General features: G+C 36.0%; 8 protein-coding genes. All 8 read right to left on the bottom strand.

Annotated features, from left to right (window positions below):
- Positions 1 to 131: 131 nt before the first annotated feature.
- Positions 132 to 1,964 carry an immunoglobulin-like domain-containing protein gene (locus ABD935_RS07100; RefSeq protein WP_345191054.1) on the bottom strand — a complete coding sequence of 611 codons (1,833 nt, stop codon included), beginning with the start codon at positions 1,962 to 1,964 and terminating at the stop codon, positions 132 to 134.
- Between the two features lie 16 nt (positions 1,965 to 1,980).
- A complete protein-coding gene (locus tag ABD935_RS07105; RefSeq protein ID WP_345191056.1) occupies positions 1,981 to 2,865 on the bottom strand; it encodes a glycoside hydrolase family 16 protein in 885 nt (294 codons plus the stop codon).
- Between the two features lie 54 nt (positions 2,866 to 2,919).
- Positions 2,920 to 4,320, bottom strand: a complete 1,401-nt coding sequence (locus ABD935_RS07110; RefSeq protein WP_345191057.1) for a glycosyl hydrolase family 16 — start codon at positions 4,318 to 4,320, stop codon at positions 2,920 to 2,922.
- A 12-nt stretch (positions 4,321 to 4,332) separates the two neighbouring features.
- Positions 4,333 to 7,506, bottom strand: coding sequence for a glycoside hydrolase family 2 TIM barrel-domain containing protein (locus ABD935_RS07115; protein ID WP_345191059.1), 3,174 nt, complete (start codon positions 7,504 to 7,506; stop codon positions 4,333 to 4,335).
- Positions 7,507 to 7,991: 485 nt separating this feature from the next.
- A complete protein-coding gene (locus ABD935_RS07120; RefSeq protein ID WP_345191060.1) occupies positions 7,992 to 9,110 on the bottom strand; it encodes a glycoside hydrolase family 16 protein in 1,119 nt (372 codons plus the stop codon).
- A 173-nt stretch (positions 9,111 to 9,283) separates the two neighbouring features.
- Positions 9,284 to 10,231 carry a PKD domain-containing protein gene (locus ABD935_RS07125; protein WP_345191061.1) on the bottom strand — a complete coding sequence of 316 codons (948 nt, stop codon included), beginning with the start codon at positions 10,229 to 10,231 and terminating at the stop codon, positions 9,284 to 9,286.
- A gap of 11 nt (positions 10,232 to 10,242) precedes the next feature.
- Positions 10,243 to 12,483: a hypothetical protein gene (locus ABD935_RS07130; protein WP_345191062.1), complete on the bottom strand. Its 2,241-nt coding sequence runs from the start codon at positions 12,481 to 12,483 to the stop codon at positions 10,243 to 10,245.
- 11 nt (positions 12,484 to 12,494) lie between these two features.
- Positions 12,495 to 13,973 (bottom strand): RagB/SusD family nutrient uptake outer membrane protein, encoded by a 1,479-nt coding sequence (locus ABD935_RS07135; RefSeq protein ID WP_345191063.1) that lies wholly within the window; start codon positions 13,971 to 13,973, stop codon positions 12,495 to 12,497.
- Between the last annotated feature and the right edge of the window lie 7 nt (positions 13,974 to 13,980).

A 13,980-nucleotide genomic window follows, 5' to 3' on the forward strand; every position in this document is an offset into this window, starting at 1 on the left:
AAAATTTTATTAGGTCTTTGAAACCTTTCTTATTTCAATTTTTAAAAAAAGGCTAGCCAGCAAATTCCTTTGTACTAACCTTTTTATATCATTACTTGTTATTACTTATCTATATCAAAATAGACCAAAGCTTATGGATTTATTATTACAGAAATGTTGTCTAAATACAACGTTGAACTACAACCGGGTACACCACCACATATTGCTACAAACTCCAATGTTATACCACCGCTTATGTCACCGGCAGCTACAGTATAAGTTGTTGAATAGGTTTGCCAAGTATCTGATGGGTCAACTGAAATATTCACAACTTGATTAACTCCATTTGCAGCCTCAACAAAAGATTGAATTGAATAAGCCCCACTTTCTCCTGTTAATGCTCCTCTATAATCAAACGTGATTTTAACTTCATCTCCTACGGCAAGTGTGCCAGCAGCTTTTCTTTCTTGTTTAAGTGTTGGATTTAATCCAGTTTCTGGACTTGCAAAAAGTTTGGCACAATAAGTTCCTGTGCTAGGTTGTGTTGTAACAGCTTCAATTGTTCCTCCGTTATTATATGCTGCCCAACCATCAAGGTTTCCATCTTCAAAACCACCATTTACAGCTATATCACCAGCAGCTGTACCTGGTGTGCCTCCGCCTCCGCCGCCGCCGGTGCGGGCATAAAGCCTAAAGTCATCATAATATAACGTTGCTGCTGCGGTAGTTTCTATATTAAAGAATAGCACAATGCTTTTATTGTTTGTATCATTTTGAGCAGTGCTAAAATCAAAGGTTAATTCTTCCCAAGCATTAGCAACAGTAGTACTTTTATCCGTTTGTACAGCGTTACCACCTTCTAATTTTAAGGTAAGTTTAGCTCCAGCAACTGGAGACCACACTTTTATTTTAAACCCAGCATTAGCCACAAGATCAACACCTGTACTAAGCTCAAATTTATTATGGGCGTATGCGCTTGTAGCTCCTCCTTCTCTTTTAAATTCACCTATATAGCACGAACTGTTTACAGCATTATTGGTATCAGGATTTGCCACTCTTACTATGGTTGACGCTTCTGTTTTTATAGTTGTTGCTGAATTTGCTGATTGAAACGTTACATTAAAATCTGCTGCTGCAAAAGATTCCGTTGTTTCTGCTAAACAAGCATCAGGGTCAGTCACAACAACCGTTCTTGTAACTTCCGTCGCAGCATTACCTGAGGCATCACTAACATTATAAGTAATTATATAAGTGCCAGCTGTATTTACATCTACAGCATCTCCAGCAACTACAATGTTGGCTGTAATATCTCCATCTACATTATCTGTAGCTGTTGCTCCTGGATCGGTAAATGATTCTCCAAGTGTGATATTTATCGTTTCGCTTCCTACTAAAGTGATTACTGGCGCTACAACATCTGCGGCAACTATAACCGTTCTTGTTCTTTGAGTCGCTGCATTTCCTGCGGCATCACTTACATTGTATGTAATGATGTACGTGCCTGCTGTATCAGCATCCACAGTATCTCCTGCAACTACAATGTTAGCAGTAATATCTCCATCTAAATCATCCGTAGCCGTTGCTCCTGGGTCGGTAAATACTCCACCAACATTAATATTTAGAGTGGTATCCCCAAGTAACGTGATTATTGGTGCTCCAACATCTGAAATGACTATGGTATCCACAAAAATTTCTGTCGCTCCTGCAACATTGGTTGCTTTTAAAGTAACCAAGTACTCTCCTGGTGGGTAAGCTTTAACAGGGTTAATAAGCGTTGAATTACTTCCCTCTCCAAAATCCCAACTGTAGTTGGTTGCATTTTCTGATATATTTATAAATGTTACTACTCCATTGTCTACATTAATAGTATGGGTAAACCCGGCAACAACTTTTGGTAAATTCCCCTCATCATCTTCGCAACCTAAAAAGGTTATCGCCAAGATTAAAATTGATATCTGTTTAAATGTTCTAATTAATTTTTTCATCGTCTTTTTTATTAGTTTAGTTGTTACTTCTTTTATATACTCTTACGTAATCTACAAGCAAGTTTTGAGGAAATACGGTTTCATCATTTGGAGGTCCTGGTAATGATCCTCCAACCGCGAGATTTATTATGATATAAAAAGGCCCACGATTAAACACCCATTCTCCTGGAACATCATCTGGTGTTATTTGATTGTATAATACATCATCAACATAGTAATTAATATAATCTGGGCCCCATTCAATTCCGAAAATGTGAAATCCAGTATCAAATCTATCGTTATTCAATTCATATGCTTTACTAATCGATTCCCCTCCTGAGTATAATGGCCCATGAACAGTTCCAAACATTCTAGTGGGCTCATCACCTACATATTCCATAATGTCTATTTCACCTATTTGAGGCCAAACTTCCGTACCGTTTGAATCGTCTCCCAACAACCAGAATGCAGGCCAAATACCTTGTCCATAAGGCAATCTCATACGAGCTTCAAAACGCCCATACGTTTGTTCTAATTTTCCTTTGGTTAAAAGTCTCGCAGAAGTATATGAAGACCCGTTAAATGATTCTTTCCTTGCAGAAATAATCAAAACACCGTTTTCTACTTTTACGTTTTCAGTACGGTTGGTATAGTATTGTAACTCGCCATTACCCCAGCCTGATCCTGCTGGAGTATCGCTACCATCGCCAATATTATAACCCCAAATGGCTGGATTAGGAGCCCCTTCAACATCAAACTCATCCGCCATTGCCAATTCTGTAAATCTGGCAACCGTTTGGGTTTCGTCAGTTGAACAGCTAGTGAACACCGTCAATAAAACTAATACCGTAAGACCAAGAATACCAAATACCAAGTTTACTTTTCTATATATTATATGCTGCTTAAAGATTTTCGTTTTCATTCTTATTATATTTTTTGAATTCATAGTTTAAATTTATAATCTCTAAATACAGTGTTATTCACTATAGAAATAGATGTTATCTAAATAAAAGCTTCCTAGTGACGAAAAATTAATATTCTCATATATAATCTGTCCTATACTATTTCTACTAGACAATGTTATTGGAAACTCTAGTGTAATCCATGTATTTGAAACCCAAATAGATTTATCGAAAAATATTTGTTCTCTTGTGTCATCACCACCTCCTTGGGCTTGATCAATACCAAAATCGACAATTGTAATTAAAAAGTCCATATTTGAAGGCACCTCACTTGGAATGAACATGTCTATATGAACATTTGATTTTTGTGATGCATCAATCGTTGGATTAGAAAATTGGTTTCCAACAAAATTAAAATTGGTATAATTTAAGATGTTATTACCTTCAACTTGAAAATCAGCAGATAGGGTTGTTTGATAGGGTTCCCAAAATCCGTTAAAAAAGTCTACAGGCGAGTTTGTGTATGAATCACTAAAAATAGAAGTCACATTATCAGGGGCTCTTGTTGGTACAGGCGCTAATTGGAAATCACCTAAACTATTTACTGTTAAAGACCCAGCGGCCTCCACACCTGCTAAACTTGCTGTTATAACTGGAGCTCCGTCATTTATAATCTCAATATCCCCAAATTCATTTACTGATGCTAAACTTGGATCAGAGGAGGCAAAATCAAAGTAACTTGGCGCCGCAGAAACCGTTTGATTAAGACCAGAACCTAAATTAAACGTTTGTGTTAACCCTGTTACTTTAAGATTAACTCCTGTGTAAGTGTCTTGTATAAGGTCTTCACCGTTAACAATAGCCGGTTTAGGTTGGCCAATGGTACCTAGTTTTTCAAACTTTAAATCGTCAATCCAGAATGTATAACCAAAGCCATTTTCTGGACCTTCTGCGTACCAAAACATCCCTTTTTCTTGGTGTAATTTAGAGGCATAAGGAATAGGAATGATGATTTTTTGCCAATAGGTGGTTAAAGGAACATTGTTTAACGTAGTCAGATATTTATTTCCCTCAAAATCATTTCCAAAACCTACTTCATTTAAGATGGCTGCCTGAGAGGCTTTTACCCAAAATGTAAGCGCATCATACCCTGTTAGATTTCGACCAGAAGCATCCCGAAAGGTAGCTCCTGCATAAGCGCCTAAAGGATCACCAAAGCTAGGAACATCAAATCTCATCGATGCGCTTCCTGAATATTTTACCTCACTATCAACAGAGAAAGCATCTAGCTTTGAATCACCAAAGGGATCATAGCTCAATCCGCCACTAAAACCATCAATAAAAACCTCTCCAGAAGTTCCGAATTTGCCGAATTCAACATCTTCTGACAAATCTCTTTCACAACTCACAGTCATTGTAAAAATCAATCCGAAAAGAAGTGTTATTTTTAAATAAATAAATTTTATGTTTTTCATTTTTATAAATTTTTATTTTCCAATATTGATGTGCACGTAGGTTCTAATTTCCCATTCATTTCCGTTATCAAATCCAACTGGACTAATGATAGGCGCATTCGCAAATTCCAAAGCATTGTTTGGACTGTATCTGGGCGAAAATTCATTAAGAGATCGCCATGTACCTCGTATTCCCATTCTAGTACCTGGTAAAATAAACCAACCTGGTTTCCCAACTGTAGTCGAAATATCCAGCATCAACTGGACTGGGTATGTTAAGTTAAAATCGCGGTGATAATCAAAAGGCCCCCAGTCATCAATTTTAAACGAATGTACTAGCTTAACCTTTTTATAGAGTAATCTAATATCACCTCCAATACGTGTAATTAATCTATCGTCGCTACCTTTGGCTTGACCATTCCCAGCATAAAGGTTAGCGATTAAACCAAGATCTGGACTCACTTTAGATACGATACGAGTATGTGCTTCCCACAAGTCTTGTGCTGGTGCAGCATTTGGAAATGCAAATAATGAACGATCTGCGAGGAATCCAATGGCAGCATCTTGAGCTGTGGGATGATGACGAAACACAAAACCTAAATTCATCGCAAATTTGGCATTTTCCGCGCTATCGTTATCCCACTCATAATACCAGGTTCCTGGTGTAGGGTCGTAGGTAAATAATATTTCACCGGCGGTTGTTTCTCTATTCCCTCTTACGGCAAATGGATCGTCAAAAATATTTCTCAATCTTCCTGGTGCCTGCACATCATTTGGCATGGCATCTACAATTGGTTTTTGCCATAAGAAATTTGGTGCAATTTGAAAATTTCCTATGGTATAGGTGAACCCTGAAAGAAAATTAGTTTGGTTACCACTTCCAGTGTCTTTAAGTTGCCATCCTGTAAATGTTTGGGTTTGATCGGCACCACCATTAGCTACTAAACCTTGCATAGCACCTTGAGCATACCAATTGAACTTACCACCCTGATAGGTTATTTTAGCTTTTGCCCCCCAATTATCATCTGAATTAATTTTATCATTATAAATAATATATTTAGCCTCAGAATCTGGAGCAAATTCATCATAATCTGGATTGTTTTCTGCAACTTGAAATGTTCTTCCATTTAACGGGTCACCGCCCCAAATACCTCCTACTTCGAGTCCTAGGTTTCCAAATTCCCTTTTAATGTGAATGGTGGCTCTTCGTGTTTTAGGCATTGGGATAGCGTTTGATGATACTACTTCACCAAGATCATCTATATCTTCATGATAAACACCAGAAACATCAAAATGCCCTAATTTTGTACTATATTTAAGCAAGATTGCTGGATTTGCTCCCCACCACAATTGAGGCCCAAAAGCGCCTTTAAAACCGTTCAAGTTATTCTTACCATCTATTTCAATACCAGATATGACGCCGTTATAAATGTCTAGATTAGGACCATAATTTGCTTCTGGATACAAACCGAAGAAATCACCTTCATAACCCCAGTGACCATGTCCGGTACGATAAAATCCCCTTACATCCAATTCTTCCGTGTTCCATTCAAACTCTGCATTATATAGTTGAACACGATCCAAATCGGTAATTGGCAAAGGTCCATCGATAGTGTTTACTGATTTCGTTCTTCCTCTATTCTCGTAAAAAATTTCATCTATGGGATTTTCAGCTACATCTCCAAGAATATTAACATTGAAATTTGCGCGCATATTTGGAGCTGGATTCCCTTCTACACCAATAAAGAAAGATTGCATATGATCAAATCCCAATTGATTTGGATAAACATCTTCATCTGGATCTGGGCTATCAGGCGTTGTAAGTAAACTACCACCAGTATTATATGTTGTAAACTCTGCCCTCATATTGCTTAATCGAATTTTAGAGGTTTCACTGCCTACTAAAGCCGCTTTATCACCCCGCGCTCTAAGAACTGCATCCATTAATGAAATACCTTCAAAATGACTACTAACGTCCTCTGCTTTAACACCCTCTCTATATGGGTTTAATTGATGCGCCTCCTTTAAAGCATAATATGCCGCACGGGGGTATAAATCATAAAGACCTCTAGGATTCGTTGGCCCCTTGGCACAGATACCAAACCACTCCTCGTTCATATTGTTTTTACCAGGTTCTAAATCTATTCCATAACCCCCATTGGCCCATGACACATTAATATCATGAACATCGGCGTTCTTTCTCTTGTCAAAACCAAATTTCCACCATCCATCACTAAATTGAAATGTAAAACCTCCTAATGAGTTTTCAGCTTTTCCTAAACCAGCAGCATTTTGATAAATCTCCTTCCAGTTTTCTACCATATAATAGGCCTGCGCTTTTTGATCTTCACTTTTTTCAATAGCATTATAGGCATCGGCACCAAACTCTGTAAACATAATTGGTTTGTTAAGTTTCTCTTTAACCACCTTAAACATGTCGGTAAAAGAAGCACCCCGATACGAGTTGACACCGTATATATCAATATCTTTACATTCTTCTGCTACGATATCTATAAACAACACATCGCCATTACATATAGCTACTGGATGGGAAGCATCCATAGCCTTCATTTTTTTAGCAGCTTCATTCATGAGTTTATACATTGGTCTTCCTCGGGATTCACCAATGAATTTCTTTTCTTCTTCACTATCTGGAAAATCTTCAGTTTCTGCACCTGCCCAGAACAAACCATAGTTATTTTCATTACCCAACAAGTATAGCAACAAACCAGGCGTATTTTTATAACCATTCACTAGGTTTTCAACCTCAGACATCAAAAATTCTTGAGTACGAGCCTCAGAATATTTAGTTACTGGTGTCCAAACACCATCAAGCGTTAAACCATAACGCCCAAAAGAGTGATTAAGCATGGTATAGATACCATAGTTTTCGTATATATACTGAATCCATTTTGCTGGCACACCGGTATATTGACGAATCACATTGACGTTCATGTTTTTAAGAAGAGACATTTCAGTATCAAGCCCAGCTTTGATGACGTCATCAGATTTATTCCAAAAATCGGCATTCACTGTATTGGTCCCAATAGGAATATAATCCCAGTTCATACCGTTAATCATGAAGTCCTCTCCATTGACAACTAATTTCATACCCTCTTCATTACTTAAAACAGATACTTTATCTGCTTGGGCAAATACAGTTGCTGTAAACAAGAAAAGGACTAGTTTTAGAAAATTGTTTTTCATAGTTTTATTTAGTTTAAAAGTTGATCATTCTAATATTATAAATTTATAGAATGCTAATATTAAGGTATAGCAGGGGTTTGTTAGGAACTAAATTACCCTTGTAAATTGAGAAATCAACAAAAAAGACCTCAACAAAAAACATACATGTTAAAAAAATTAGTGTTTTATTGTACAAACCTCAATTATATCCAGGTTTTATTGTGATAACCACCGCAACAATAAATACAAGACACCCTAAAAAAACATAAATGTTGTGGTATTGTATGGGTATATATCAGGTTTGTTGTGGTTTGTTTTTTTTGACACATTACATGTTATGTCAAATTTGGGAGAAATAATACTTTCTATAAACCTAAATTGTTTATCTCTTCAAATTACTAGACATTTTTAAAACATATAAACTTTCATCTGATGTATGATAATTATAATATTTTACAATGTTGAATCATAAGGTTTATGATAAAAGGGAATCATATTTTTTTAATTTATTGAGAGACTCTTATATAGTCTATTTCCATTGTAGATTCAATAAAATTAGAATCTATTGCACCTCCAAAACTACCGCCCATGGCAACATTCAAAATGAGATATTGATTAGCGTCATAAGGCCATGTACTGCTGTTTTTATTAGATGGATTATATCTATAGTGTTCTATATTGTCAACAGAAAATACCATTTCTTCAGAAGTCCATTCAACTTTATATATGTGAAATTCTGTTGAAACATTAGATAGGATCTGCGAACCTTTATTAAAGGTGTTCCCGTAACTTGAAGGAGTATGCATAGCGCTTTGAACGGTCCCTTGCCTATTCCCAGCATGTTCCATAATATCAATTTCACCACAAGCAGGCCAGCCTACAGACGTAATATTAGAACCTAGAGTCCAAATTGCTGGCCAAGTGCCACCTCCGCTAGGAAGCTTTGCTCTAATTTCTATAATACCATACTTAAAATCAAATTTCCCTTTTGTCAATAATTTTGCAGACGTATATTGTGCGCCTTGGTAATTCTCTTTTTTCGCAGTTATTTTCAATACTCCATTTTCGACAATAACATTATCTAATCTATTGGTATAATATTGTGCTTCATTATTCCCCCAACCACAAAGATTTGGACATCCATTACTTATATCATAATTCCATTTTGCTGGGCTAGGAGGGCCATCTGTATTAAACTCATCAGCCCAGGTAACCCCAGATTGATTTCCAACCATAACGCTAACTGTTTTAAAAGTACTTATTACGTTTCCAGTACTAGAATAAGCGAAAACCGTAATCAGATAATCGTTTGTACCTTTAGTTGTAAATGTGTGCTGAATATTACCTGTTATATTTTCTTGTTCTGTATCGTTTCCAAATTTAAAACCATATTTTATGGTATTAGCTGCCGTTGCAGTACACTTTATAACTCCTGAACCATCACCGAAAGGATAGTTAGCGTCCTTTCCAACAATTTCTATGGTTAATGCTAAATTAGAAGGAATAACTTCTTGAGGTTCTGTTATTGTTGCTATAGAATCATCTCCTCCTGCAGAACATGATAATATTAACGCGCAAAAGATACTTGTAATTAATGGTGTCGAGTATTTTAACTTTTTAAACATAAAGTACATGATTTTGAATTACTAATCCCTTTTTAAACAAAAAAGGAAGGAAATTATAGTGAATAACCCCCTTCCTTACATTACAATTTATTACTTATTTTTCTTTTGAAAATTCAATTCAACTACAAGAAAAAATGAAGGAGCATAACGTATACTCCTTCAAATTATAAATTTTATTGTACTGGTTTTTCTGTTTGAAAAAAGCAATACCAAGCTCTAGGCCCATCTTCAACCCTCACTTTCAGAGTACTATTAGTTATTTCAATAATCTCTAAAGTACCTGAACTCTCACCGTTATACCAACACATAAAACCGCCATCTGAAATATTTATTGTCGTCCCTCTATAAGCGGGGTCTTTTGCATCCTCTGTTGCAATAGAAGATGATGGAGATAAGGTTACAGTTTTAACTCCAGTAAGTCCTGGAGCAACTTCAAGACCATGACAGGTATTACCATCAATACTTATAATGTTTGCATAATCTCCATTAACGTAGGCTATTTCTGTTAACTGTTCAAAAGTAACATCGCCATCAGCAGACTGTGAATACACAAATTCTGCATCATACATACATAGCTTATCTTCCCACCAAGGACCTGCATTAAACCAAGCAGAATATGTATGTGAGCCATCTGCCTGAACATCGTTTGGTCCTAATCCAATATTTCCATCTTTATCTGCTGCCCAGTACCATTTTTTACTATTACCAGCACCACCAGTTAAAAAGGTTTTCGCTTCTTGGTCGTCGAAAGAACTATATACATCAATATTTATTGAAGACGTACTTTGAGACCCTCCAGTTCCAGAGGCTATAACCGTAACCGTATATGTGTTTGTGTCAACTTTTGAAAACCTATGACTCGTAATTCCTGATGCGGCCACAGCATCTGTATTGTCCCCAAAGTTGTATATATAAGTTATAGCATTATCAGCCGTAGCTGTAAAGTGTACTAAGCCACTACCATCTCCACCTGGATTGCTGGAGTCTTCACCAACAATCTCTTTTGTAAGTTTTACATTACTTGGTGCAATAATATCTCCAACTTCGTAATTATCTTCTTCGCAACTCATTAATGTTATTAATGCAAGAACAAAGGTTATATAATATTTAATTGTTTTCATCTTTTTATTTTTTATTTATGATAATTGAAATTATCGATATAGGCTATTACATTATCATTATTATTTTCGCCATTAACTTGTATCACAACTTTGTCTAAATCTGTTCTGTCTATAGGATCTGGATCTGGACCATTATTATTTTGATTGATCCAATCATCATTTACAAAATCAAATGTAATTTCCTGCCAAGCGTCTAGAACAATAGGTTTAATAATAAATGTTTGTGTTTGCCATACATTCGGTCCTAATTCACTGTTTTGAAGTTTTAAAGAAATATTATTTTCTTGACTTCCTGTAATACCAGAAGATGGTACATATATTTTCAATGTAAATTTACTCTTAGCCATTAAATCAAATTTAGGCGTTACAGTAAACTGAACATTGGCATATTGTCCTCCTGTATCTTGATACTCTAATACAGTAGGTGAATTATTATTAGCATCCATAAACGGATTTGCAAAATCTGTATCTAACCCTGCTTGATCTTCAACCCATGTTGTGATTGTCCCTTTTCCTTCAAAACCATCTCTTGGAGAGGGAGGACTATCTGCAGGTTGTGTTGTGCCGTAGTTGAAATCATCGATATAGGCTATTACATTATCATTATTATTTTCGCCATTAACTTGAATGACAACTTTATCTAAATCTGTTCTATCAACAGGATCTGGATCTGTACCATTGTTATTCTGGTTTATCCAGTTATCATTCTCAAAATCGAATGTTACGACCTGCCATTCGTCTAGAACAATCTCTTTAATAATGTATGTTTGTGTTTGCCATAAATTTGGTCCTAATTCACTATTTTGAAGTTTTAATGAAACTTGATTCGTTTGACTACCTGTAATACCAGAAGATGGCACATATATTTTTAAAGAAAATACACTTTTTCCTGCAGATAAATCGAATTTAGAATCTCTTAAAAATTGAACATTTGCATACTGTCCGCCAGTATCTTGATACTCTAAAACAGTATCTGAAAAATTATCGGCATTAACATACGGGTTTACAAAATCGGTGTTTAATCCTGCTTGATCTCCATCCCAAGTTGTAATATTTCCATTGCCTTCAAAATCGTCAAAAAGTAATGGCGTGTAACTAGATGCTTCTCTCCAGAAGTAGATATTATCTACGAATATGGCGCCTCCATTTGGTGCTCCCAAAAACATAAATTGAGCAATATCACTCATACTCATACCTCCATCGATAAAATACGACAATGGAATATCAAACGATGTCCATTCATTTGCCGTTAAAGCTAAATCATACTGATTAGTACCTGTTGATGCACTAATTGGCGATACTTGAGCATCGTTATCATCAGCGGTCCAAATATCTAAATGTAGAAATTCCATTTCTGAAGCGTCAATTTCAGCTCCTAACTGAACTCCTTGGTAGGTTAATCCTGTATAGCGAACGATTGTATCTGTATACGTAGCATTTTCTATTAAAAATTGGCCCACATTCCAATTTGCTCCTTGATCCCAGTAAGGGAACAAATCATTTGCTAGGTTATATTCATAATTAGCCTTATCGCTAAAAACACTTATAACATCTGATGTTTGTCTGAATGGTGGTGCCTTTGCTGAAGCTAGCGGTTGTAAAATCGCCGTAACTTCAAAATCAAAAACACACTCTGTTGTTTGAGACGACGCACTCATTGCTACTACTCTAATGGTGTACGTTCCAGCTTCTTGATATTGGTAATCTAAGGGTTCTCCATTATTAGCTGTTTTAGGTTCATCTTTTCCTGGTTCACCAAAATATACCTCGTAAGAGATACCATATTTAGCCGTTACAGTTACATCTACTTCTTTAGATATAGCTATATCATTGCTTATTTCAATATTTTCGTTTAATACACAACTCATTTCGGGTGCTTCATAAACCACAGGTAGCGATTCTGTTCCAGTAGTGGTTAGACCCGTTATTCCAACAGCCTCTATAATTACATCATAAAATTCTCCTTCGGGAAGTTCAGCATATTGATGTACCACACTTTCACCTTGAATTACTTCTGCTAACATTTCAGTACCATCTCCAAAATTTATATTGTAAGACGCGGCACCTATAGCATTTGGTGTAATACTAATTAGACCTAAATTTCCTGAATCCTCATCTAAGGTGGGCTTAAAAACTGCAGAAACTTCTGATGGCGCCTCAACTTTATCAATAAAGCTTAAATCATTATCATCTTCGGCGCAACTCATGAAGAAGATTAAAGCGAAACTAAATATATATTTTAATGTTTTCATATCTTATTTTTTTAATTTGAATATCCTGGGTTTTGTGACCAAGTGTTTCCAGCAAGCTCGATTTCAAGTCTTGGAATAGGAAATAATTCATGCTTATTGACTTCAAAGCTAGGAATCGTACTCGTTTTCTTGGTTCTAACTTGATCAAAAAACCGATGACCTTCTCCAGCCAATTCCAGTCTTCGCTCTTGCAAAATGTTTTCTAAAGTAGCTGGAACTCTGTAGCCGGTATCTCCGCCAAAGGCTCTATCTCTCACTTCGTCCAACAATGCTTTTGGGTCTCCTTTAGGCGATGTAGCTTGAAGATTAGCTTCTGCTGCCATTAATAAAACATCTGCATAGCGGATTGCTCTATAGTTATTACCGTGTGTAACTCTAGGGTCTGGTAAGTTAGCTTCTTTATATACCATGTATTTATAATTGTAATAACCCGTATATTCATTTCTTTTATCAAAAGTTAATCCCGGCATTTGTTCAACGAAAGCTTCAATATTAAAAAATGTTGCATTGAGTCTAGTATCTGCAACATCATATAAATCAACAAGTGCTTGAACAGGCGTGCTAAACGTATTGCCATCATCATAAGGACCCCAGTTTACCTTTTCACCTGTAAATCTTGGTGACATAAAACCTGCTGCTACATTACCTTCAGAATACTCTAATTCCTCGTAACTTCCTCCTTCTACACCAATAGAATATTGAATTTCAAAAACAGATTCTTCATTATTCTCGTTGTCATTTAGAAAAATAGTTCCAAAATCCTCAACTAAATCATAATTATTTGACTTAATTACTTTATCAAAAGCATCTGCAGCCTTGTCATATTCCTTTTGGTATAAATACACTTTGCCCAATAAGGCCCACGCAGCTCCTTTTGTAGCTCTGCCTGGTTGCGCTTGTATCCAAGGCAAACTATTTGTAGCAGTTATTAAATCTTGTTCAATTTTATCATAGACGTCCGCTTTAGGCGTTCTACCAATAGACTGAGCACCTTCAACAGAGATTCTGCCGTCAACAACTAACGGGACATCCCCAAAAAACTTAACTAATTGAAAATAGTAAAATGACCGCAAAAATAAGTTTTCAGCTAATAATTCAGGCTTTCTATCAAAATCAACTTGATTTTGAAATTCAACAATGTAGTTGGCTCTACCAATACCAGCATACATCCATTTCCATACATTTCTTAGTGCTAGGTTATCAGGATTATGCTTCATGTCATCAATTTCCTGCCATTCCAGAACATCTGTAGGCCGCTCACCTCCACATAAAGCATTATCTGAGGCAATTTCTCCTAGTATGTGAATTAAATAATTGGTTCCTAAAAGATCATAGGTGCCAATTAAAGCATCTTCATAATCTTGTTGTGAATTAAAGAAGTTTTCAGTATTCTGTTGTCCTTCTTTAGAGATATCAATATAATCATCACAAGCATTAACTGAGATAGTTAAGACTGCAAGAATCATTAATTTTATTATATTATTTTTCATATCGCTT

It is taken from the genome of Algibacter agarivorans (assembly GCF_039543245.1).
In the GTDB taxonomy this organism is placed as follows: Bacteria; Bacteroidota; Bacteroidia; order Flavobacteriales; family Flavobacteriaceae; genus Algibacter_G; species Algibacter_G agarivorans.

Coding starts and splice junctions, on each gene's coding strand:
- ABD935_RS07100 (WP_345191054.1), bottom strand. CDS start 1,964: ATGAAAAAATTAATTAGAACATTTAAACAGATATCAATTTTAATCTTG.
- ABD935_RS07105 (WP_345191056.1), bottom strand. CDS start 2,865: ATGAAAACGAAAATCTTTAAGCAGCATATAATATATAGAAAAGTAAAC.
- ABD935_RS07110 (WP_345191057.1), bottom strand. CDS start 4,320: ATGAAAAACATAAAATTTATTTATTTAAAAATAACACTTCTTTTCGGA.
- ABD935_RS07115 (WP_345191059.1), bottom strand. CDS start 7,506: ATGAAAAACAATTTTCTAAAACTAGTCCTTTTCTTGTTTACAGCAACT.
- ABD935_RS07120 (WP_345191060.1), bottom strand. CDS start 9,110: ATGTTTAAAAAGTTAAAATACTCGACACCATTAATTACAAGTATCTTT.
- ABD935_RS07125 (WP_345191061.1), bottom strand. CDS start 10,231: ATGAAAACAATTAAATATTATATAACCTTTGTTCTTGCATTAATAACA.
- ABD935_RS07130 (WP_345191062.1), bottom strand. CDS start 12,483: ATGAAAACATTAAAATATATATTTAGTTTCGCTTTAATCTTCTTCATG.
- ABD935_RS07135 (WP_345191063.1), bottom strand. CDS start 13,973: ATGAAAAATAATATAATAAAATTAATGATTCTTGCAGTCTTAACTATC.